The 23190-nt window shown below is 46.2% G+C and carries 25 protein-coding genes; 18 read left to right on the plus strand and 7 right to left on the minus strand.

Translation table 11 applies throughout. The annotated features are described in order from the left end of the window. Positions 1 to 252: 252 nt before the first annotated feature. Both C7434_RS01230 and C7434_RS21885 read right to left on the minus strand, forming a co-directional pair. Entirely contained in the window at positions 253 to 1797 is a 1545-nt protein-coding gene (locus C7434_RS01230; protein ID WP_033738753.1) for a methyl-accepting chemotaxis protein, read from the minus strand. Then, complete coding sequence (locus C7434_RS21885; RefSeq protein WP_166649041.1) at positions 1736 to 2092, minus strand: hypothetical protein; 357 nt, start codon at positions 2090 to 2092, stop codon at positions 1736 to 1738. Before C7434_RS21885 ends, C7434_RS01230 begins: the two co-directional genes overlap by 62 nt. Positions 2093 to 2230: 138 nt before the next feature. Here C7434_RS21885 and C7434_RS01235 point away from each other — a divergent pair, with 138 nt between their 5' ends. After that, the gene (locus C7434_RS01235; RefSeq protein WP_133745069.1) at positions 2231 to 2938 is read left to right on the plus strand and encodes a DUF1868 domain-containing protein; all 708 of its coding nucleotides are present in this window, start codon (positions 2231 to 2233) and stop codon (positions 2936 to 2938) included. Between the two features lie 356 nt (positions 2939 to 3294). Here the strand turns inward: C7434_RS01235 and C7434_RS21890 are convergent, their stop codons facing one another. Then, the gene (locus tag C7434_RS21890; RefSeq protein ID WP_033738761.1) at positions 3295 to 3465 is read right to left on the minus strand and encodes a hypothetical protein; all 171 of its coding nucleotides are present in this window, start codon (positions 3463 to 3465) and stop codon (positions 3295 to 3297) included. A 216-nt stretch (positions 3466 to 3681) separates the two neighbouring features. On the opposite strand from C7434_RS21890, the gene C7434_RS22300 reads away from it, so the two are divergent. The 16 genes from C7434_RS22300 to C7434_RS01310 all read left to right on the plus strand — a co-directional run bounded on the left by C7434_RS22300 (position 3682) and on the right by C7434_RS01310 (position 18649). Further along, the gene (locus C7434_RS22300) at positions 3682 to 3816 is read left to right on the plus strand and encodes a hypothetical protein (protein ID WP_255421286.1); all 135 of its coding nucleotides are present in this window, start codon (positions 3682 to 3684) and stop codon (positions 3814 to 3816) included. Between the two features lie 118 nt (positions 3817 to 3934). Beyond that, positions 3935 to 4627: a hypothetical protein gene (locus C7434_RS01240; RefSeq protein WP_243835871.1), complete on the plus strand. Its 693-nt coding sequence runs from the start codon at positions 3935 to 3937 to the stop codon at positions 4625 to 4627. Between the two features lie 867 nt (positions 4628 to 5494). Next, a complete protein-coding gene (locus tag C7434_RS01245; RefSeq protein ID WP_072209526.1) occupies positions 5495 to 6913 on the plus strand; it encodes a sugar porter family MFS transporter in 1419 nt (472 codons plus the stop codon). Between the two features lie 692 nt (positions 6914 to 7605). Continuing rightward, complete coding sequence (locus C7434_RS01250) at positions 7606 to 8133, plus strand: fimbrial protein (protein WP_033738765.1); 528 nt, start codon at positions 7606 to 7608, stop codon at positions 8131 to 8133. An 89-nt stretch (positions 8134 to 8222) separates the two neighbouring features. Further along, the gene (locus C7434_RS01255; RefSeq protein ID WP_158281340.1) at positions 8223 to 8768 is read left to right on the plus strand and encodes a fimbrial protein; all 546 of its coding nucleotides are present in this window, start codon (positions 8223 to 8225) and stop codon (positions 8766 to 8768) included. Between the two features lie 23 nt (positions 8769 to 8791). Continuing rightward, positions 8792 to 11305 carry an outer membrane usher protein gene (locus tag C7434_RS01260; RefSeq protein WP_133745070.1) on the plus strand — a complete coding sequence of 838 codons (2514 nt, stop codon included), beginning with the start codon at positions 8792 to 8794 and terminating at the stop codon, positions 11303 to 11305. Between the two features lie 90 nt (positions 11306 to 11395). Then, complete coding sequence (locus C7434_RS01265; RefSeq protein ID WP_033738770.1) at positions 11396 to 12136, plus strand: fimbria/pilus periplasmic chaperone; 741 nt, start codon at positions 11396 to 11398, stop codon at positions 12134 to 12136. A 5-nt stretch (positions 12137 to 12141) separates the two neighbouring features. Next, on the plus strand, positions 12142 to 12762 hold the full coding sequence (locus tag C7434_RS01270; protein ID WP_226374641.1) for a fimbrial protein: 621 nt from the start codon (positions 12142 to 12144) through the stop codon (positions 12760 to 12762). Beyond that, positions 12755 to 13324: a fimbrial protein gene (locus C7434_RS01275; RefSeq protein ID WP_050504786.1), complete on the plus strand. Its 570-nt coding sequence runs from the start codon at positions 12755 to 12757 to the stop codon at positions 13322 to 13324. Before C7434_RS01270 ends, C7434_RS01275 begins: the two co-directional genes overlap by 8 nt. Further along, positions 13321 to 13950, plus strand: a complete 630-nt coding sequence (locus C7434_RS01280; RefSeq protein ID WP_226374642.1) for a hypothetical protein — start codon at positions 13321 to 13323, stop codon at positions 13948 to 13950. The genes C7434_RS01275 and C7434_RS01280 overlap by 4 nt, the downstream gene beginning before the upstream one ends. 13 nt (positions 13951 to 13963) lie before the next feature. Continuing rightward, the gene (locus C7434_RS01285; RefSeq protein WP_133745071.1) at positions 13964 to 14533 is read left to right on the plus strand and encodes a fimbrial protein; all 570 of its coding nucleotides are present in this window, start codon (positions 13964 to 13966) and stop codon (positions 14531 to 14533) included. After that, a complete protein-coding gene (locus tag C7434_RS01290; protein WP_033737423.1) occupies positions 14526 to 15509 on the plus strand; it encodes a hypothetical protein in 984 nt (327 codons plus the stop codon). The genes C7434_RS01285 and C7434_RS01290 overlap by 8 nt, the downstream gene beginning before the upstream one ends. A 48-nt stretch (positions 15510 to 15557) precedes the next feature. Then, entirely contained in the window at positions 15558 to 16004 is a 447-nt protein-coding gene (locus tag C7434_RS01295; RefSeq protein ID WP_133745072.1) for a hypothetical protein, read from the plus strand. Positions 16005 to 16067: 63 nt separating this feature from the next. Continuing rightward, complete coding sequence (locus C7434_RS01300) at positions 16068 to 17270, plus strand: O-antigen ligase family protein (RefSeq protein ID WP_133745073.1); 1203 nt, start codon at positions 16068 to 16070, stop codon at positions 17268 to 17270. 45 nt (positions 17271 to 17315) lie between these two features. Next, complete coding sequence (locus tag C7434_RS01305; protein WP_033737426.1) at positions 17316 to 17972, plus strand: EAL domain-containing protein; 657 nt, start codon at positions 17316 to 17318, stop codon at positions 17970 to 17972. A 344-nt stretch (positions 17973 to 18316) separates the two neighbouring features. Continuing rightward, positions 18317 to 18649 carry a DUF6694 family lipoprotein gene (locus C7434_RS01310; RefSeq protein ID WP_033737428.1) on the plus strand — a complete coding sequence of 111 codons (333 nt, stop codon included), beginning with the start codon at positions 18317 to 18319 and terminating at the stop codon, positions 18647 to 18649. 225 nt (positions 18650 to 18874) lie between these two features. Here C7434_RS01310 and C7434_RS01315 read toward each other — a convergent pair whose 3' ends face one another. The 3 genes from C7434_RS01315 to C7434_RS01325 form a co-directional block, all read right to left on the minus strand. After that, complete coding sequence (locus C7434_RS01315) at positions 18875 to 19546, minus strand: class I SAM-dependent methyltransferase (protein ID WP_033737430.1); 672 nt, start codon at positions 19544 to 19546, stop codon at positions 18875 to 18877. Positions 19547 to 19692: 146 nt separating this feature from the next. Next, positions 19693 to 20139, minus strand: a complete 447-nt coding sequence (locus C7434_RS01320; protein ID WP_033737433.1) for a YetF domain-containing protein — start codon at positions 20137 to 20139, stop codon at positions 19693 to 19695. Positions 20140 to 20148: 9 nt separating this feature from the next. After that, positions 20149 to 20643, minus strand: a complete 495-nt coding sequence (locus C7434_RS01325) for a hypothetical protein (protein ID WP_054688007.1) — start codon at positions 20641 to 20643, stop codon at positions 20149 to 20151. A 324-nt stretch (positions 20644 to 20967) separates the two neighbouring features. On the opposite strand from C7434_RS01325, the gene C7434_RS01330 reads away from it, so the two are divergent. Beyond that, on the plus strand, positions 20968 to 22230 hold the full coding sequence (locus C7434_RS01330) for a glycosyl hydrolase family 28 protein (protein WP_133745301.1): 1263 nt from the start codon (positions 20968 to 20970) through the stop codon (positions 22228 to 22230). 17 nt (positions 22231 to 22247) lie between these two features. Here C7434_RS01330 and C7434_RS01335 read toward each other — a convergent pair whose 3' ends face one another. Beyond that, positions 22248 to 22697: a hypothetical protein gene (locus C7434_RS01335; RefSeq protein WP_243835872.1), complete on the minus strand. Its 450-nt coding sequence runs from the start codon at positions 22695 to 22697 to the stop codon at positions 22248 to 22250. Between the last annotated feature and the right edge of the window lie 493 nt (positions 22698 to 23190).

Below are 23190 nucleotides of genomic sequence, written 5' to 3' on the forward strand. Positions count from 1 at the left end.
GATGTTCTCAGCACGACGAAAATGTCCGGGGTCGCTCATCGACCCCGGCGAATGTAAGCGACATGAAGATAGCGAAGGTGGCAGCCCGGTCCCGCACATACTGAAAACCATAACAGCATGTCCGATATTCACTGTTGGTCAGTGCGATGTTTATACAAATGAAAAAAGCCCGGCATCCGGGCTGGTGGTGATACGATAAAGAGGGCGGATTGCTGCCCTCAGGCGAAAAACCGTCTCGCCGCGCCATGATAATCAGACCCGGAAGGTTTCCACCATGCCCCGAAGCGCATGGGCCTGAACTGACAGTGACTGTGACGCGGAAGAAGACTCTTCTACCAGTGCTGCGTTATTCTGCGTCACGCTGTCCATCTGGCTGACCGCCACGCTGACCTGAGAAATACCCTGCATTTGTTCTGAAGAGGCCAGCGACAGGTTGTCCATTGCGCTGGCAAGCTCTCCGACCATGCCGACAATCTTCATGATGCTTTCGCCCGTGCCTGACGCCACTGCAACACCGCTTTCAACCTGGCTTACGGCCTGTTCAATTAACGTTTTGATATCGCGGGCTGCGGTAGCGCTGCGCTGCGCCAGCGTTCGGACTTCGCCCGCCACCACGGCAAAACCGCGTCCGCCTTCTCCGGCGCGTGCCGCTTCCACTGCCGCGTTGAGCGCCAGAATATTGGTCTGAAAAGCAATGCTTTCGATTACCGCGGTGATGTCCCGCACTTTGGTCGCGCTGATGGCAATCGCGTTCATGGTATCCGACATGCGATTCATATCCGTTTCGCCGGAACGGGCAAGTCGGGCGGTTTCGCGCGCGGATTCAGCCGTCTGCTGCGCACCAGCGCTGTTGCTTTTCACCGTGGCTGTGAGTTGCTCCATGCTGGCGGCAGTTTCCTGCAGCGCGGCGGCCTGCTGCTCGGTGCGTGAGGACAGTTCGGTATTGCCCTGGGAAATTTCATCGGCGGCCTGAGCAACAGTAGTGGAGGCATGTTTAATCTGCGACACCAGGCCGCGCAGGTTTGCCTGCATGGTATCCAGAGAAGCGAGCAGACTGCTCCTGTCGTGGCGGCGTAACGTAACGGACGTAGTCAGATCACCCGCCGCAATCGCGGCGGCCAGCTGCTGGGCCTGAGCCGGCTCTCCACCCAACTGCGCCATCAGTTTCCTGCTCATTAATACACAGATCACGGCGCCAGAAATCAGGGACGCCAGAACCAGAAAAATAAAGATCTTAATGATGCGGCTGACAGAGTCATTGCTCTTCTCTGCCGTTTGCTCTGCAAAGGCCCGCTGCATCTCGGTCAGTTCATTAAGGCTGCCAATAAGGATTTGCTGGGGCGGGCGGACAACATTGGTCAGATAGTCCGCCAGTCCGGTCAGTTGCCGCTGTCTGCCCATTGTGGCCGCTGTCGCCAGGGTGGTAAGCGCGGCGTTTTCATTTTCCTGCACTTTTTTAAGCAGGCCGAGCTCTTCGGGGTTTTTGTTGATTTCAATCAGCGAGGCCAGTTCAGCGCGCTTTTGTGTATAAACGGCCTTCTGGCCCTCGAAACGGCCCCATTCATTCTCGATGGCTTTGGGATCAGAAAACAGGGCCATATTCCTGACTTCGACCAGCATATTTCGCAGGGCCGTTCCCGCATCATTCGCCAGCGTGACTTTTTTCAGATTAGTGTTGACGATTTCGTTGATATTTTTTCGGGCTTCAAGCAGATGATTCAGTGCAACCCCAGAGCTAATGACGAAAAACAACATTAAAAAAGCAAATCCAGCAGATAATCGCGTCGATACTTTCATTTTTCACCCCAGTTAAGATTTTATATGGCCCATGATGTTTTCGGCAAAAGCCTTCCGGGCATAAGCGGTAAATGGTGTGAAATTTGTTGCAGAATGAAACTTCATCGCCCGCGCGTGCGACGTGGGTAGCCAGCACAGGAATGCAACGTCTGCCCGGCCAGTCTGTCAGGCGCAGCAGGGTAAAGAGACATAAAATTTTAACAGTCTTTGCGCGCCCCTTTCCGCTGCTGATATGCAGCCACCTTGCACGACGGCGTTCGTTGCCTGCTTCGGGCAGCGCAATAAAAACGGTCATGTTTCGGCATTATTGTCATAAGCCCGTGAGGCCACACTTTTCAGGCGTGGACGATCATGTTGTGCGGCGCTGTCTTTTGTTGTGCGAAGCACGCGCGCCTCAAACGCAGGCATTTATCCATTGATTAGGGCAGAAGCTATGTCAGAAGTGCTTGAGTACGACGGCTGGAAAGAGAATGCTATCGGTGAAAAATTTGCGGCTGATGGTGCATATTTGCCTTTCAGAGGTAACACGCTCATTTGCCAGCTGGATCAGGGCAGCGAAATCGTTAGCGTGATCTCTGAGATGGTGGAGGCCATGAAGGCGGAAGGACTGGCACGGTGTTATACCTTTCTGCCGTCGGCGAGCTACCACATGACCGTCTTTAATGGTGCGAATGACAGGGCGCGTTATTTGCCGGCCTGGCCCGCAGACCTGAGCCTCGATGCGCCCATGTCGGCGTGCGATCGGTTATTTGCCCAAAAGCTGACCGACTTTAGCGTAACTGAATTTCCCGTAAAAATGCGGATTGGGGCTGTTGTATTAAAGCGCGGCGTCTCGATCTCGTTGGCGCCAATGAATCAGGCGGAAGAAATAAAAATTCGCGGGCTGAGAGATCGTCTCAGTCATGTCCTGCGCTGCAGGCGACATAATCATGATGTTTACGAGTTTCATATCAGTGTGTCATATCTGATTAACCCGCCGGTCGCCGAGGAGTGCCGCCTCCTTCAGAGGTTAAGAGCGGTTTATCTGGAAAAGCTTATGCGGGTTTCTCCGATCATTGAACTGAATGCACCGGCGTTTTGCGTGTTTGAGGACATGGCGGAATACAGACCGGTTTTCCGGCTGTCGTCGTCCATTCAGTAGGGCAGGAGAGGTTGACGTTAAAGCGGACTGCCGTGGGCGTTGTCAGTCCGTTGCGCGTTACTGAAATAATCATGTATTGAGATACCGTGTTCGCGCCAGGTCTTATATTGCCTGAAAATGCTTTCGTTATCGTGTGCCACAGATATGACGGGGATTATATTCCGTATCCGGTGTGACGATACCTTTAAACGCGGTGTGAGTCCACATTGTGCAATTGTTACAGCACGCAGCAATATGACCATTGCCGTTAAATACTGCGCGGGAGTAATGTCGCGGATGATGGTTACGTACATAAAGTTCAAGCCACAGGTGGGCTTCTGCGCAGGCATAAAAAAACCGGCATATGGCCGGATTTTTTATGCCTGCGGCTGGCCAACCGGCCCTTTACCCAGTGGACCGCCAGGCACTGACTGACCGCTTGGCGCATGCGGGCGACCATCGTTGCCGACGGCGCTGCTGTCCTGCTGACAACCTGACATCATTAAAAGGCTGGAAACAATTAACAGACCGCTCAAAATGCTTTTCATCTCTTTCCCTCGTGATTAACACACTTAAAAAACAGCTCGCCTGATAAGTCTGGTCGGTATTTTCGCTAAGTCAATGTAGCGAAAAAAAAGTGCGTGATATCAATGCTTTTGTGAAAGCGGATACGTGCAGCGCCATCCCAAGATGGGAAGCCGCTGTGCTTACCCGCTTTTTGTGAACCAGACTTAGTGTTCGGTTTGCTAACCAGAGAGGCCTGTATGACAGAAAGACCAGTAGAGGGTGATCATCCGGATTATCAACCGGGGAAAAAAAGCCCGTCACAAGGCGGCACCGACGGCGCGGAAGATGATGTAACCCACGCGCCTGAATCCGGCGATAAACAGCCAGATTAAGTCTGCCGGCCCACCTGCGTGAAGTGGGCCGGAATATATCCGCTGTAGAAAGTGCTGTATTTCCCCGCTCGTCTGGCTATGCTGTGGACACATCGTTCAGGGACATTCAGGAGAGAAGGTGAAAAAGGCGGCTTATTTTGACGCTCTCTATGCAGACCGAAACAGTGAAACCCTGCGGCTGTGGCAACAGGAAAACAGGCAAGCGCATCACCATGCTGAAAAATTCTTTTACCCTGACGGGCTTAAAGCGCTGAGCTGTGGCATTTTGCCTGATCTGAATCCCGACATCCTTGCTCTTCTTGACGACATCCGCCGTTTAACCCGCGATGACCCACTTGCAGATGTTATGCAGGCAAAAAACTTTCATGTCACCTTCCTGCCGCTTACGCCCGCCCGTTATCACGAGCGCCAGCAAATCCCGATGATAAGCGAAGTGACTGGCACCTTCCGCCAGTGCGTAACGGATTCATCACTCAGGGTAGAGGGATTGCGTTTGGTCGCGCTTCCCGATCAGCTGTTGCTGGCAGGTTTTCCTGACGGCAGCGCAGTCGCGCAGAGAGCTGCGTTCTGGAATGCGTTGATGTCATCAGCGACGTGGCGGGATTTACTGCTCGAAAGGCACAGTGGAAAAACGACTCCGCCTGAATTCTGGCATACGACAATACTTCGCTATCGCGCTGCCAGCTTGCCCGACTCGCTTAAATCGTATTTTATTGACAATATGCACCGTAGGTATGGGAGCGTAGCTGGCGATATCCGGCTGGTCTTTGCGGTTTATAACTGGGCTGATCCAGAAACGATAACGGTGTAAACAGGTCGGGTGGTCATGAACGATTATAAGCGTTCAGGTTGAAAGCCATGACAGAAATACGAAGGTTTAATCGTAATCCTCACTTTCATAATGAGGTGAATAACGCTCATCAAGCACTTCCTGAATCAGAAGCAAGATGAGAATGAGCAGTAATAATAAAATGATGCTGGTCATGATTAATTTCCTGTGTTCACTTTTCTCCGCAACTGAAGCATGTATTCACGGCAGCCCGTTCTGGCAACGGTTTAAACGATCATTCAGTAGATCAGGTTATGCTCAGGGCTCCAACAGCACAGTCATTAAAACAGGTTGAACCAAAACGGCGCACACCATTTCCTTCGTCCTGTCATATCCTGATAAACGTTATGCATTTTGCTGAGCAGTATTGTATTTCCGTAGTGCGGCGAATAAACCCTCGACAACGAAATAAGCCTGGAACGAGATTCAAGCGGGCGAGTCGTGGCTGGCTTTCATTATAAAGGGGGATTCTGTTATGAAGGGTGTCTGGGCGATACATCATATCGTCAGACCGGTTGCGGCCAGGGCAGATTTTTAGCGATGTTGACAGCGCTTTAATTCATATACTGCGTCAGTGGTGAAGTATTGCAGAGTGTCTGCCGGACCTGAACAGTCCGCCGCATTAAGCGGCCCATCAATGGATTGTTTTACACATTATCGCCAGAAAAGACGTGTAGCAATATTACGTCATAAAACGAAAAACAGACGCTCACTCTGTCGATGAGATCTCCATCACACTTAGAGTGAGATCAGTAAAATCGTCCATATCCAGACCTTATTTGCCCTCATCGCCCGCTGTCTCTGCTTTATATGCTGCATGGACACTACATGTTGTGTGAGCGGAGCTTAATGATGTCTCATGTAAATACTTTCAATCTTCAAAGCGAACATAAGCAAAAAGTTCGCCGTATGAACCTGTTTATCTCTGTTTCCGCTGCGTTAGCAGGACTGCTGTTTGGACTGGATATTGGCGTGATTTCAGGGGCACTGCCGTTTCTCACCCATCACTTTAATCTGAGCAGCCATGAGCAGGAATGGGTGGTGAGCATCATGATGCTGGGTGCTGCAATAGGGGCAGTATGTAATGGCTGGGTATCACATCGTCTTGGCCGCAAATACAGTCTGATGGCGGGCGCAGTGCTGTTTGCTATTGGATCGCTGGGTTCAGCCGGTGCAACCAGCGTTGAAATGCTCTTGATCTTTCGCCTCCTGCTGGGCCTGGCTGTGGGCGTAGCCTCCTATACCGCACCGCTTTATCTGTCTGAAATGGCAACCGAAAACGTCCGTGGCAAAATGATCAGTCTGTATCAACTGATGATTACATTGGGCATTGTACTGGCTTTTGTATCGGATACGGCTTTTAGCTACAGCGGTAACTGGCGAGCCATGCTGGGCGTCCTGGCTATCCCCGCCGTCGTACTGTTTGTCATGGTTATTTTCTTGCCGAACAGCCCGCGCTGGCTGGCAGCAAAAGGCATGCATGTTGAAGCAGAAGATGTCTTGCGGATGCTGCGCGATACGTCTGAAAAAGCCCGTCAGGAACTGAACGAGATTCGGGAAAGTCTGCGCATGAAGCAGGGGGGCTTTTCGCTGTTTAAAAGCAACAGGAACGTCAGGCGTGCGGTCTTTCTGGGCATGTTATTACAGGGCATGCAGCAGTTTACCGGGATGAACATCATTATGTATTACGCGCCGCAGATTTTTAAAATGGCGGGTTTTAAAAGCACACAGGAGCAGATGATCGCCACGGTCATTGTTGGCCTGACCTTTATGTTTGCCACTTTTATTGCTGTTTTTACCGTAGATAAAGCGGGCAGAAAACCGATTCTGAAAATTGGTTTCTCAGTCATGGCGTTTGCTACGCTGGTGCTGGGCTATTGCCTGATGAAAGCGGGACAGGGAGAGATCAGCCATGGGTTATCCTGGGTTTCTGTGGGCATGACCATGTTGTGTATCGGTGGATATGCGATGAGCGCAGCGCCTGTTGTCTGGATCCTGTGCTCTGAGATTCAGCCGCTTAAATGCCGCGACTTTGGTATCACCTGTTCGACGACCACTAACTGGGTGGCAAACATGATTATCGGTGCCACCTTCCTGTCCCTGCTGGGCAGCATTGGCGCGGCGGGCACGTTCTGGCTTTATACCGGCTTTAATCTGGTGTTTATCGTAATAACGGTTTATCTGGTGCCGGAAACCAAGAATGTCACGCTGGAGCGGATTGAGAAGAATTTGATGGCGGGTGAGAAGTTGCGGGATTTGGGGCGCTAGCACTTGTGTAATTGACGATTTATCCTCAGCATCAAAAAAGCCAGCGTTACAGGCTAACGCTGGCTTTTTTTTCCTGTCTTTTACCGTAATTAACAATCCTGTGTTTTATTACTGTTATTAATAACTATTATTTATCTCATCAATACCATTGATATTACCTCTCGCAATAACATTAAAGTTTTTATAGCGTGCTTAAGTGTTGAGATGCAGTTGCATAAGGCATTATTTTAATAATAAATTAATGGGTGCATGAAATTACCCTTTGCCGGGAGTTTGTGTAAGTTTTAAAGAAAAAGTGGGTTCCGTCTCTTTTGTATTTTTTTTCACTAATAATAAATAAGTCGATAACTATGCCGCGATTGTCTTTTGATTGGTTTTTTGAGCTATTTTAAAAGGTTTTTAACTTAATAAAACGCTATTAATGTAACCGTGTGCGATATTTTGTACTTCTTATATGCTTTTGTTTGGTTTTATTATCTTTATGTTTAATTTGGGTGTGGAGCAAGATGAGTAAATATCTCGTTGTTATAGTTTGCATGATTTTTTCTGGCTGATTAATTCAGGTCGGTATTATTATTTATTCCGTTCAGAAGCACATAGGTTCTCTTCTGCAACCATGCTTTTCATTAAGCGTATGAGCGATGAATGCGTATTTCGCATTATAAAAAATCTAAGTTTAAGGGATTGTTGTAATGAAATTGAATAAAGCGGTTAAATCAATCGGACTGTGTGCAATGATGGTTGCATTTGGCGCTACTGCAGCTGACCAGGGTCATGGCGAAATCAACTTCAAAGGTTCAATTGTTGATGCACCTTGTTCGATCACTGCAGAGTCTGCAAATCAGACTGTGGATTTAGGTGAAGTGACCAATGCTGCGCTGAAAAATGGCGGAAAATCAGCACCTAAAGCATTCAGCATCAAGCTTGAACAGTGCGATACAGCAACCTCTAACAGCGTAACGGCAACATTTACCGGTGCAGCTTCTGCAGGTAATAAAGATCTGTTAGGTATTACAGGTACGGCCAGTGGTGCATCAATTGCTATCACCAATGGTGCCGGTCAGATCATCAAACTGGGTGAGGCTTCACCTGCACATGATATTCAGGATGGGACTAACACCCTGGCATTTTCTGCATACCTGCAGGGCGACGGTGCTTCCGCAACTATTGTCCCAGGTGATTTCACCTCTGTAGCAAACTTTACTCTGGCTTATAAATAAGACAGAAAGCGAACGTTAATATTATACATTAGCCTTCGATTGCATGAGCAGCGTGATCTGCTCATGCCTTTTCAGGAAAGGCATCTTTTATGGAAATAATATTGAAAAAATTTTTATGGATGCTGCCTTTCATACTGACATTATGCGTGCCTGAATCTGGAATTTGCCACTCGCAGGAACATGGACAGGGTGTTGTCGGTATGCAAGGCAGCATTCTTGATGCTCCCTGTGCCATAGAAGTCAATGACAGAGAGCAGCTTATTGACATACCAGCGTTAACGACAGGTGAACTCATTCATGATGGCGCAGGCTTCACCAGAAATTTTTCTATTCATCTTATTCATTGCTCGCTTTTTGATTCCAATACCACTGGCGGAGATAAAACCCACTTCCAGGTGACTTTTGATGGAATCCCCGATGGAAAATTATTTGGTGTCAGTGGTGCCAGCGGTATAGGCATCGAAATTAAAGACATGGCTGGTAATTATGCTTTTCCAGGTAAACCGATGCCATTTGGTCAGCTCACGCAAGGCAGACAAACACTCGATTATCAAATGAGGATTGTTGGAGATGCGCACCATATGCATTCGGGGAAATTCCGTGCTGTTGTGCGTTTCAAAGTTGATTATTACTAATTTTTTCCCTGACATAAAATATTATGAGAAATCAGAATTATAAAAATCGCAATCTCACGTTATCCATTTGTCCTGTCGCCTTTGCCGTATTCATCGCATGTTTTATGTCTGAAAGTGTTATCGCGGCCAGCGATGAGGTGGAATTTAATATTGACGTGCTCGACGTTAAAGAACGTAATGAAGTCGATATTAATCGATTCTCACGCGCGGGTTATTTGATGCCGGGTGAATATCTATTCAATGTTGTTGTTAATAAATCTGAATTTCCAGAGGAAAAAGTTAGCTACTTATCCCCTCAAGATAAACCTGATGATTCTTTAGCGTGCCTTTCTCCTGATTTAGTCAGCCGCTTTGGTTTTAAAGAAAATGAAATAAGAAAAGCAGGCTGGTGGCAGGATGGCCAGTGTCTGGACGTAGATTCATTGCCGGGCATGACAGTCACGCCTGATTTGGGGTCGGGTATATTAAAAATTAATATACCGCAGTCTCTGCTGGAATATACTTCTGAAAACTGGGAGCCACCTTCTCGCTGGGATGACGGCATACCGGGATTTATTCTGGATTACTACTTGAATGCGAGACACACTCAGTCGAAATCTAGTTCGGATGCACAGTCATTAAGCGGTAATGGGGTGGCAGGATTTAACATAGGCCCCTGGCGCTTACGCGCAAACTGGCAGGGCGATTATGAACGTGAATCTGGTAAAGATGGTACTTTAAGGAAAAATTTCAAATGGGACCGGTTTTATATTTTTCGCGCCATCAAATCGCTCAAGTCTGAACTGATAGTAGGGGAATCTTATTTACCCTCAACGATATTTGACTCATTTCGTTTTACAGGTGCCAGTTTAACGTCGGATGATGCGCAACTTGCTCCAAACTTACGGGGCTATGCGCCAGAAGTTGTGGGCGTGGCCAAAAGCAACGCTAAAGTAACAGTAAGTCAGCAGGGCAGCGTTATTTATGAAACGACAGTAGCATCCGGGCCATTCCGCATTCAGGATCTCAATAATGCGGTAATGGGCAAACTGGATGTCACTATTCAGGAACAGGATGGCACCAGACGTACATTTCAGGTCGATACTGCGACGATTCCCTACCTGACCAGGCCAGGGAGTGTGCGTTATAAACTGGCAATAGGTAAGCCATCGGATTACGAACACCACACACAAAATATTCATTTTGCTACGGGTGAACTGTCGTGGGGGATCTCAAATGGCTGGTCAGTCTATGGTGGTGGGCTTTTTGCCAATGATTACCTGACCGTTGCGGCAGGTATGGGACGAGACTTATTAGCATTAGGCGCCCTTTCTCTGGATGTCACCTCAGCGCGGGCTAAATTAAATGAACATGTTACCCGAAAAGGAAACTCTTACCGTTTAAGTTATTCCAAACGGTTTGATGATTATGATAGTCAAATTACCTTTGCAGGCTATCGGTTTTCTGACCGCAACTATATGACGATGTCACAGTTTTTAAGCTCAAGAACGTCGGCTTACAGTAATCCGGGAAAGGGTAAAGAGTTATATACCATTACCATTGCAAAACAACTCAGAAAGCTTAATGCAGGAATATACCTGAGTTATAACCACCAAACTTATTGGGAGCGTGCTGCGAGTGATACATGGAATCTTTCACTTTCCAGCAATTTTGATATGGGTCGCTTCAAAAATGCCAGTCTGAGTCTCACCGGCTATCGAACACAATATGATCACACTAATGACGATGGTGTTTATTTAAGTCTGTCTCTGCCTTTTGGCGAAGGTACCTTGTCCTACAGTGGTCAAACTTCAGGCGGGACGCAAAGCCAAAACGTGGGTTGGCGTGACAACCTTGGCGATAACAGTGATTACAACGTCGATATTGGCACGTCTTCGGATGGTGAACATTCGATTAATGGCTATCTCGACTACACGGGCAGTATAGCTGAAATGACTGCCTCCGCCGGATTTGAAAATAATGGATATCGTACACTGGGTCTGTCTGTAGAAGGGGGAATGACAGCAACAGCACAAGGCGCAGCACTCCACCGCTCATCCGGTGTTGATGGCACCCGACTGATGGTAGATACGGCAGGGATCAGTGATGTTGCTGTCTCCGGGGGCGGAAACGATGTCAAAACCAATTACTTTGGTAAGGCCGTGGTAACAGACATAAATAGTTACTATCGCAGCAACGTTAATATCGATCTGGATGAATTACCAGATGATGTTGAAGCGACGCGTTCTGTTGTTGAAGATACCCTGACTAAGGGCGCTATCGGGTATCGCAAATTTGGTATTTTAGCCGGACAAAAAGGAATGGCTATCGTCAAACTCGAAGATGGTTCTGTTCCGCCTTTTGGTGCGATGGTAAAAAATGAAGATAAAATCCAGACGGGTATCATTGCTGAAAACGGAAGAGTCTGGCTATCTGGTATGAAACCGGGTGGAAAAATGGATGTAAGCTGGAACGGCAAAGAACGATGTATCTTTATTCTTCCTGAAAAACCAGACGAAAAGACTGCTAGCTTATTACTGCCTTGTATTAATGAGTAATGTTTATTATTGGCTTGCGTTAACGCAAAACCACTATTTTTAAACGCCTTTAAACATTACTTCCTGTGAATTGCTAAATTAGAGGTTTATATGCTTACGAACAACAGAAAGTTTCTATTGCGTTTTATAACGTCAATCATGGTGATGACTATTCCTGCAGCAAATGCTGCTGTAGGACTCGATCGCACGCGTCTGATTATTAACGGCGATAAAAAATCTGAGACATTAACGATTACTAATCACAATAAAGAAGCCCCTTATCTGGCACAGTCATGGGTTGAAGATGATTCGGGCAAAAAACTTGAAAACGAGTTTATTGCGCTCCCCCCTTTGCAACGTATTGAACCCAATTCAAAAGGTCAAATCAAAGTACAGACCATGGCGGGAAGTTCACATCCTCAAGACAGAGAGTCACTTTACTATTTTAATGTCCGGGAAATTCCTCCTAAAAGCAAAAAACCGAATACGCTGCAGATTGCATTGCAAACACGTATAAAAATGTTTTACCGACCAGAGGCACTTAAGTTAGCAAGTGGAGATGTACCTCAGACAGCATTAACATTGCGTCGTGAAGGCGACCGTTACCGTATTATCAATCCAACGGGATACTATATTACGATAGTCAACATGAGTGCTAATAACGCTGCCAGTAACAATGATTTTAAATCGGTAATGATTGCACCGAAAAGTAGCGAAATAGTTGAAATGAGTGCGGCAAAATTAGGAGCCCAACCCGTATTGACTTACATAAACGACTGGGGGGGAAGACCAAAATTAATTTTTAGTTGCTCAGGTAATGCTTGTAAGGTCACCGAGCAGAAAGCAGGTTAAATATTTTGTTCAACGTTCTCCTGAGACATCTAAAAAGTAGACTAGTACCCGGGTGTTATGCTGGTTGTCTTATTCTTTCTTCATTTTTTGTAAGTGCCACATCGAAAGTAGATGATACCTGGCAGGTGGAGGGAGAGCATGGCCAAATTGTTGTGAACGGTTTACTAAGCGAAGGCGCGTGCCGTCTGGATCTTAATTCGGTTTTACAACAAATTGATTTAGGTGTATTAAATGTGGCTGAGCTTGAAGAGCCAGGAAGTGAGACGACACCAGTAAGGTTTAGTATCCGGCTGACTGATTGTTATCGTTCATTTAAAGATCAATCAGAGATGCCTGGGAAAAAAAACCTGTTTTCATATATAGAACCATTAGCCACGATTACATTTTCAGGATTAGCTGATGACGACTTCACTTCGTTGCTGAAAGTACAGGGGGCCAAAGGGATTGCGTTAAAAATAAGCGACAAAGATATGAATATGGTCTCATTAAATCAGCGGGGCGGTAAGTACTTTATCTCTCATAAAACAGAGCGGTTTGTTTTTTTTGTATCGGTCGTTAAAACGAAATCACAAGTTTTATTTGGTGATTTTTGGGCGGTAGCCAATTTCAAGGTCGATTATGAATAACATGTTTATTTATCGTCACTTAAAAATTATTGCAATTATCATTCTTTTTACTGCGGGTTTTTTATTATCTGTAAAGACTTCTGCAAGTGATGAATTTGTTGACATTGATAATATCAATGTTTCAGGAAAACTTGTTATATCGACCTGTGAAGTTATTGATGCTAGTGAAGATCATCTGGTTGATTTTTCAGAGGTGAACGTAAAAGACATTTATTCATACTCGCCTGATTTAGCAAAAGAATTTACTATCACTGCGAAAAATTGCCAGCCGGGGAATGAATTGACCATAGATTTCAGTGGAGTAGAAAGTGAAACACTTCCTGGTTTTCTTCATATATCCGGGCAGGCCGAAGGCATTGCAATAGGTTTAAAGTCCGGGGGTGTTAATGGTTCCCCCGTTTTAATTAACAGTCATTCGCCTGTTCGGGGCTCTGTCAATAATGATGATGTTTTTTTCGTATTGGGTGCTTATATACAAGGTGAACCTCAGGCGGTAAAAAATAAAACTGTAATGCTTGGTGATTTCACAGCAACAGCAAACTTCACTTTGAGGTATGAATGATGTTAAACACCTCTCTAAAGAAAATGAATTCGACTTTGATGATGGCTGCGTTATGTGTCTTTTTTTATGCTTTTGATGCTAATGCTGGTGAAACGTTTAAAACTAATATTTATTTTGATGGCAATATCGTTACCGATCCCGGCATGTGCTATTTTAACGTTGAAGGACTTAATCCCGGACCTGGTGATGCACTAAGCGGTCTTATCGAAAATGATAACGTCTATAATTATAATTTTGGTGAAGTGGTATTTAGATCATACAATGGCCGCTATATATTAGACAGAAAATATCGTAAAAATTTCAACGTCGAATTTACCTGCACTGGCGAACTGGCACTGGAAAGTTACATGCTGGTTCAGGTGTATCCTGTCTACGGTACCGTCAAGGGACAAAAAAACAGTGTAATGAGTCTACTGTCTCTCCCTCTATTCAAGTATGTAAAATCTTTAGGTTTACAACTTTTGTTTAATGGAAATCCTGTGACCACACAGCGGCCTCATTGGATGCGTGTAGGAAAAAATACAGGTATGGCGTTTCAGTTAATTCAGTTGGATCCGTATGGTGCTGACTTAGAGGATAATATGTCATTATTTGCCGTCGTCAATGTGATTGTCCAACCTAATTAATGTGTTCAATAATATGAAAAAAAACAGGATATTCTTTTCAATTGCCATACTCATAGTATGCATATCCTCTCATTTTGCGTTAGCCTTTTACGACGGTAGTAATGATGGTTGTCAGAGCGAGGTAGATGATAATGGTGAAGTAACGGGATCTTGTGGTTTTTCCGCATTTGTATTAATGCAGACCAGACTCGATACTTCTCCCTGGTGCATCATTAATAACAACGAATCTATGGATGTTGTATTTGATGCGGTAGATCCCAATAAAATCTCATCCGGGAAATATAAAAAATCGTTGCGGTATGAATTTATTTGCTCGGATGCTACGCCGGGCTATAACGTTTTTTTTAAATTAGAAGGTAATAAAGCTGCCGGATTCGATGATGAAAAAACGATTGAAACCAGCATTAATGGCTTAGGAATGCAAATTCTGATGGACGGTGCACCAATGACGATTCATGAGAAAAAAAGGGTTAATTTGGCTTCACCGCCTCAACTCGAAGTAATATTAGTTAAACAGTTAACCAAAACACTGGAAGGCGATGACTTTTCCGGTTCTGCCAGCATGACGGTGGTATATGATTAAGCATTACTATTTAAAATACCTTTCAGGAATAATTTTTCTTTTACTCATTGGGCTTCCTGTTACTTCCCTGGCGAATGTTAAAGGCATTCCTTTACCCAAAAGTTGTCCTAAGGGATCAAAACATATGACGGATGGTTTGCTGGGTTTTGGCGACTGCCATCCAACTCAGGAAGGGCTTGAATCCGGATTTTTGATAGGTGAAGGATGGTCTATGCCCACAGGGACTAACCATGTCACTGAATTAGACGGCTACAAAGTTTATCCACAGTATAGTGGAAACTATAATGCAGTGTTGTTTTTTTGTCAGAGCAAAAAGGCAGTAAAATGTACAATTTCAACAGCTAATTTTCAATTGCATACACGGACAACTAACACTCTCAATACAACTAAAACGATATCCAAATCGAAGCCTAACTTTGGTGGGGCTGCCAGTGCATTACAAAATCAGCCATCAGCATCATTTTGTGTTGCGTTGCAAAATATGGATGGCACGGATAATGCTTATTATGTCGATCCCAATGAATCTTATTCATGCAGTGACGGTGTACCACTACCGGTCGAAGCAGCGACCTGTTACATTAACCGGGGCAGAGATATTCATGTTCGTTTCGGGAATGTTACAAGAACAGATCTAACTACCAGCCCAGAAGATCCTGCCGCAATTTATAAAGAGATTAATATCCCTGTTACCTGTACGCGTGACGCGGGTATCTCTTTAAAAATGGAGGTTCTGCATAATTCAATGGTAGGGAAATATCGTACTATCTATACATCCTCCAGCGGCGTCGAAATTGTTCCTTATATTGATGGACACTTTGCGCAGGAGGACGCACAGAGCATAAGCACTGTTTATCAAAATGGTATTCATGAAAAAACCGTGAGGTTTTATCTTTTCCGCAATCCAGACGTAAAGGTCAAGGATATTCGATTAGGTGCTTTTAGTGCCAGTTCTGTGGTTGTTATGTCAGAAGATTGATTTTATAAATTTATTTTTCTTATAAGAACGCATCCTGCGATAAATACTATGAAAGTTTTAACTAATAAAAAGATGATGCCTAAAATACATATGTATATATCAGGTGTTATCATGTGTTGGTTGTGTGGTGGATTCTTATATGTTTTGCCTAATAGCGGCGGTTCAGGACTTTCACTGCCGCAAAATTTATTGACATGGCTTGTTATCGCTCTTGTTTTATTGTTTTGTGCTTTTTCTAAACAATTTGAAGGGGTCAAAATATCCTCGCTTTCAGGCGGAGAGAGAGTGATTTTATTGGGCGTGATTTTATGGTGTTTCCCCCTTTTTCTTACCCGAGATCTTGATTGGTTTCAAAATGCTTTGCCACGAGTTGTTGCTCTGATTGTATTAATTTTTCTCTATTTAACCCTTAATCACACGTTATCCTACCGATTAAAATCTCGTTACTTATTTTTGCATGTCATTGTGAATGCGTGTTTACTCCAGGCTGGTTAAGTCATTCTACAATTGATTTTTTCGCCGGGTGAAAGGCCTTACGGAAGTTTTCAGCAAGTTAATGTGCTTTCTTCTTTTTTGGCAACAGGTCTGGTATGTCTGTTATTCGTTTTTAACAGGAATAAAACAGAACAGAAAACGATATTACGTTATTATTATGGTTTTAGTATCGCATTACTGGCGGGCATAATCGTCGTGCTTCAATCCCGAGCCGCTTTTATTGGTGTCATTGGCGGTGCAGGTATTGTTCTGTGGAAGGGGTTCACAGAAAAACGTACCAGATCTTATACTGCTCTTATACTGTTGCTGACAGGCACTGGATGCGGGCTTTTCATCCTGTATGTTTTACCCATTTTTTTCCCTGGCCCGCTTCTGCCCGTTATCGTTAAAACCTCATCGAATAGCGCCCGTTTTTATATGATGCGGTTGACAACAGAATTAATCATGCAGTCACCTATTACAGGGCAGGGTTATGGCAGCTTTGAGGCGGTTTTTGGTCAACTGGCCTCGACTGTCTGGCCCGGTCTTGAAGCCGCTACGGTAACGCATCCTCACAACGAATTACTTTTTGCCTGGGTAGAAGGTGGAGTCATCGCTCTGTGTGGGGGAGTGCTAATCGTTGCTGGTGTCATCAGGCAACTATGGGAACGAGGGTCACTAAAGTGGTATGGTGTGGCGTTTTTATTGCCTGTAGCAGTACATATGAATCTGGAATATCCTCTTTATCAGTCGGCAGCTTATGCTCTGGTAATAGTGCTATTACTGCTCGCTGCTGGCGTGGCTGCATCACCTGTTAAAGAAGAAATAATGAAGAATGGAGTGCAAATAAAACCGAGATTTTTACGGGCAAGAATTTTTTGGGGATCATTGTCCCTTTTTATGATTTATTTTTCGTTCACCGGTTTGATAACGCAGCAAAAGTTGACACAAATTGAAAAAAATGGCCTGCAGGCATTTGTGGTAGAGCCCGTAAAAACGATGTCGGCCTTTCCAAATCGCTATAGCCAGCGAGCACGCGTTGATTTTGATTATCATGTGGCTCTGCTTTTAAGATTTAATAAAGATCGCGATCTCACACTGCTGTATGCTTTTCAAAAATGGGCAGACGATTTCTTAAAAACTCATAATGATCCAAATATTTATAACAGCATGATTAGAATAGCGCTTCTTCAGCAGCCTTCGCAGTACCGTTATCTCTGTAATGAGGCTCATGGACGCTGGCCGAAAGATAAAAGATTTATTTGTGATCATTCGGGTGGGAAATGAAAAAATCTCTTTCATAATTAATTTATCAAAAACTATGGGCCTTAAATGCTTAGTGATGTTGAGGGAATCAGATTCCAACCTCTTGTTGCTCTCAAAACTGGAGAGATTATTGCTTGTGAAGTATTGTCAAGCATCAAAAACAGTAACCCTGAAAAATGGTTCTCACAACTGTCTTCTGGTAAGGTTTTTTCTTTATTTCTATGGCAGATGGAATATTTAGCAAAATTTCCTGGTGAGTACTGGCTTAATTTACCCGTGAAGATATTTTGTAATACCCATAAGATTAAGCAACTTGTAAACATAAATCATGATAATCGTATTATTTTGGAGGTTCAGGATCCCGAAAACCTGCCCCACCTTTCTTGGGATGAGCTTACCGCTTTTAAAAAAGGCGTTGATGTTCTCAGACAGGCAGGATGGCGTATCTGGTTGGATGATGTCACTTCTACGCTTATCCCTTTAATCAGCAGGATGCCTTTACAAGTAAATGGGATAAAAATTGACCGAAATGAAATTAAAGATTCAGGCAGAATCGTTGCCCTCATCTCAAAAGCTTCTGTAATTTACCCACAGATTCTGGTTGAAGGTATTGAAACGCAGCAAGAAAGACAACGTATTCTGCTTACACATGCGCAGTACGGGCAAGGTTTCCTGTGGCCGGAAAGAAAGGTATTACTCAATGCGCCCAAAAAAATGTATTAATTCAAAATCAGAAAATGTGCCGATGACTTCGTTAACTGTTTTCATTCATGTATTGCAATGTCTGGCATACTTCGGACAGGTCTTAAGCTGTCTTCAGACATGTTTAATACTCAGTAAACTTGCATGAACAGTTTTGACTGGCAGCCGGTGGACCTGGCATCTCCCCCTTTTATCCATCGACGAATCTACACGTTACCCTCTTTTGTCGTTTATCTGAAAACTCAACGTAACAAACGTGTAGCGGCGTTTAGGTAGTAATCAGTCAGTAAGTGTTAATAAAAAAGCTTTATTAAACTGCTACAAAAACTTACGATTGATAAGAATTTTTTTAGGATAAAACCCATATGAAAAAAGCAATCGCAGTCGTTTTGTTAGCATTCGTCCTCACTGGATGTGGAGAGCCTAAGATCGATGGTTCTTCCGAAGAGGCTTTTCAGACATCGCTTCAAAAAGTTCGGGAGTCACTTGCAGAGGATAAGCGCGCCGCGTTTAACGATGCTATTCAGGTTGTCGCCTTCAGCCAGGTCAGTATGAAAGAGCTGATGCAGGCGGGGAGCGGTGATGAAGGTGGACGCGCGCTGATTGATAAAAAGATCAAAGGCGCACTGGCCGGTAAGACCGGCGAAGAAGTTATTGAGTACGCAGATAAGATTAAAAAAGAGCGCGCAGCCAACTAATCTCAGCATGTTTGTTTCTCAGCCCGGCTTATTTACGGTCTGATTAACCTGTTACTACACTATGAGGCATGCTTTGTATGCCTCTTTTTTTACGCCATCTTTAAAGGTATTTTAAGGCCGACGGTCTACAGGCGTTTTGTTGGCATTGAACTGCCAACCGCGTCGGGCAAAAAGCGGTAAGTATTCGGGTAAGGGCAATCCGCACCAATACGATGACGGGCTGCACTAACTGGAAGCCTTGTGGCACACAAGCGTTGCATGATCCCACCACGAATTCTGATTAACTGAAAAATAACGGATGTTAAAACCGGCTGCTGTGATTTCTGCGGTCAGGTCGTCCAGCGGTTTCAGCGTGCGCCAGGGAATGCCGTCTTTCAGTAACAGGTGCTGTCCAGGGTCATAACGCAGAGATTCGCTTATTTGTTTAGGCGAACCACACATGCTGCTGATAATTAACGCGCCGTCACAGGCCAGTACACGGCGCACGGCTTTAAGGCAATATGTACGTTGTGTTCCCACCAGACAATGAAAGCAGCTGCCGTCAACGATGACATCGAACTGAGCATCGTTATAGAGAGAAAGGTCGCATACGTTGCCTTGGTTAAAATGACCGACCAGACCTGCTTCCCTGAAGCGTTCCCGGGCCCAGCAAATCGCCACGTCTGAGATATCGACCCCGTAAACGATGAATGATTGTCGGGCAAAATAATGTGATGCCATGGCACCATTGCCACATCCGAGCTCAAGAACAGTCCCTTTGTCAGGAAGCCATGCTGCTTCTTCAAGCTCATAAAGCACCTCGCTGAGCCGCTGACGGGCTCGCGAAAAGCCGCTTCCTGTCCAGGCTTCATAGCCCTCATTTTTGAGGCGCCGATAGATATCGTCATAGCTTTCCAAGACCGCCCATCTCCTCCTGCCGTCACTGAATTCTCTTCTGACGCATTTTATACAGGCTATGCGTGACCCGTATCTGACTTTTCGGTCCTTGTGTCGTTTCTCACATGATGAAATGCCGCCATGGCCAGGTGCGGATTAAACGGGTTTCATTTCTCAGCAGGAATAATCGAAATCTGCCCGTTACTTTCCAGAATGGCATAGCGAATTTCATCGAGTTCGCACAGCCCATGATTTTGTCGCGCGACCAGCAAAATATCATCCTCGCTGACGTTCACTTTTTTCATCTTATCGGGAAAAGGCTGGCCGTTTTCAACCAGAATGGCCGGGCTGCCATCAATCAGTTGTTCAAACCCTTTGTGTTTCCTCTTGATGTAACCAAACAGCATATCCATCACTATCAGTGTGATAATGGTGATCATTGCGCCGGTGACGGAGAAGTCGCTTCCCAGCAGCGCCTGTTGGGTTGCCTCACTGATGATGAGGAGCAGGATCAGATCAAAACTGGTCATCTGGAGCAGGGCTCTTCGCCCGGCTATTTTGAACACAAGGAGGAGGATCAGGTATATCGCAGCGGCTCTGAGGACCATTTCCATAAAGGTTACCTACGGATAAATAAACTGGCTGAAATGGATTTCGGGTTCATTGTTGACCTGCAGGGTATTACTAAAAGCGCCCGGCTTCCTTGGGGTAAGGGCCAGCCAGACTGAGAAGGTCGGCTGTTTGTCGGCGTGGTTATAGACCAGGTAGACATAACCCTTTTCGCTGTACATCCGGTCAGGCTGAGGTTTAATGCTGCCAATCTGAAATTCGTCCAGAAACGTTTTTCCAAAGCTGAGAATATAGTCCGGTGCGTTGAGCTCTTTGATGGAGACTTTGATTTCGTTTTCGCTGGTCAGGCGGCCAAACCGATCGTAATCGAGACGTAAGGTGTGCGTTTTATTCTGCAGGTGCTGCTCGCTAAACAGGCCGTTAGAAAATAACCCCAGCACTGCCGCCACAACAATACTTGTCAGTAAAATAAACCCTGCACGACTAAACTGATATTCAAAATTAAGGTTTTTTATATTTTCCTTAATACGGGGTTTTCTGAGCATCATGCATCAATACCTCAGCGTTTAATGGCCGCCCGGCCTCGCGAAGGCCGCCAAAAATCAGTCGGTTATATGACAAGAAGCGTAGCACTGGCCCTGGTGCTGTCAAACCCATCCCTTGGGCGAATAAAGGTCAAAATCCTCTGTATCCAGGCTGTGGACGGCGGCATTTCAAAGGGGAAAACGAAGCCATCCCGCTTTTATTTCGCTGACCCCTGCGCATCAATTTAACATTTTGACCACTTCCGGCGACGGGCTCATTTTTCTGCTTTACCTGCCAGGAAGGACTTGCGTATTGTGAAGGCCTGTCCCTCTGTCGCCCCTTTCACTATGACTGACCCGATTGTGACGATGTATCGCTCTCCCTTTGTTCTGTTAGCCATGATTGTTGGCCTGGCGATCAGTTTTACTGCTCAGGCACAAATGGGCGATCGACGAGCGGTAACACAACCGGTTTATCCGCCGGTCTGCCAGCGTATCCCGGCCATGGATCAATATAATGTCAGTCAGACTATTCAACAGGCGCTGGATAGCTGCCCGCCCGGCAAAATGGTGCTGTTAGTACCCTCAACCCGTGCGAAGGTATTTTATAGCGGGCCACTGTCTTTGCCTTCGGGTGTCAGTCTGGGCATTGATAAGGGAGCGGTGTTGCGCGCGCTTCCGGATCCACGATTGTATGATAACGGGCGCGGAAGCTGTGGCACGCTGGATTCGCAGGGCAACGGTTGCAGGGCGTTTATTACTCTCAGTCATGTCCGCGGTAGCGGAATATACGGGCAGGGCATGATCGACGGGCAGGGTGGAGCCTCTGTCACCGGTAAGACGCAAACCTGGTGGCAACTGGCGGCCAGCGCCAAGAGTGATGACGCAAAGCAAAATGCGCCGCGGCTGATCCAGGTTGATCACGCCCGGGATATCACGCTGTATCAGATCACCCTGAAGAATGCGCCAAACTTCCACGTGGCTGTCAGTGACAGTGAGGGCGTCACGCTATGGGGCATCACCATCGACACGCCCGCGACGGCACGAAACACCGACGGGGTGGATCCTATGGGGTCCAGCGATGTTACGTTAATCAACAGTCGGATCAGTACCGGTGATGACAATGTGGCGATTAAAGCCGGAAACGCACCGGCCTTGCATATTTCCATCGTGAATAACCAGTTTGGCTCTGGTCATGGTATGTCGATTGGCAGTGAAATAAACCGAGGCGTCAGCGATGTGCTGGTGAACGGGCTGACGTTAACCGGCACGACCAATGGCCTGCGCATCAAAAGCGACCGCTCGCGCGGTGGGCAGGTGCGGGCGGTTCGCTACCAAAACATTTGTATGCAGGATGTGGACAATCCCGTGGTCATTGATACGCATTATGATCCGCACGCCAGCGGCACGATGATCCCCGATTACCGGGATATCACCTTCGACAACGTCAGGACAGGCAACGGAAAAATTACGCTGGACGGGTACAGCGAGACGTTTCCGCTTGAGATGACGATAAAAAATGTCTCTATCGCTGAGCAGGCCACGGTAGTACAACGCTTTGCCATTATTCATGGTCAATTTACGCGGGCGCCTCAGACTGCGTGCCGTTAAACAGGTCGAGGGTTGCGCTATTCCCTGAGCGCTTTTTTCTCTGCCGCAGTGCCAGCATCGCTGCTATCCGGCTCACCGTACAACTGGTTTGCCGTATCATTCGGCCAGGACTCAATGGCACCGCAGGAATAGGTGTAACTGCCTAACGCCAGTGTATAGCGCAGCACGTTCTTATCGTCTTTTGCTGCGCCCCAGATCACCTCCAGCACAGCGTTATGCGTTTCGATAAAGTGCTTCGACAACTGATCGAACTTCACGGGCACGAAGCGGGAATAGCTATTGTCTGCAGTAAACGGGCTGCTGGACATGAACAGATCGGTTTCGCCACTTTCCCGGTTTTTCAGGCCCATAAGCATGATGTTATCGGTCGTTTTCAGCAGTTGCAGTGTGATGTCCTGTCCACAGCGCTGGTGTGCGCTGGCCTGCAAATTTCCCAGCAGCGGTGCGCGTAACGGCTGAGCGAGCACATTGCCAGCCAGCTATCCTGTCGCTGTTAACGTCAGTAATGCTTTAGAAATCGGTTTCATACTCTTAATAAATGAGTCGGTGGAGGGAGCGCAAAGCATGAAGCGTTGCGCAGCGTGGTACCTTGATCTGCCACAGAGTAGGGTGCAACGGGCTGAAAAGTGAGGCGATTACTGTTTTAGCGAGGGGTTTTATCGCGGCGTTCGGATCTGACGAGATAAAATATGCTCTCCTGACGATGTTCTCTGATGCTGTTGCTATGAACAGCGTGAAGCGGGGCAGCAGAGGCCAACACAACAGACGCGAACACAGCCTGATAAGGTGCGGCATTGTTGTCGAAACAGTCTCTCTATGGCGGTAAGTAGCAGAACAGAGGGAGACAGGCCACGCCAGCCGAAAAGGCCATCCGGCTTCGCGCCGAATGACACAGTAATAGCTTCTACCCTCTCGTGAAACAGAGTCAGGCAGACGGAGGTCTACGTCGCTGAATTAGCG

Origin of the sequence: Pantoea sp. PNA 14-12 (genome assembly GCF_004364735.1) — a bacterium.
Taxonomy (GTDB): Bacteria; Pseudomonadota; Gammaproteobacteria; order Enterobacterales; family Enterobacteriaceae; genus Pantoea; species Pantoea stewartii.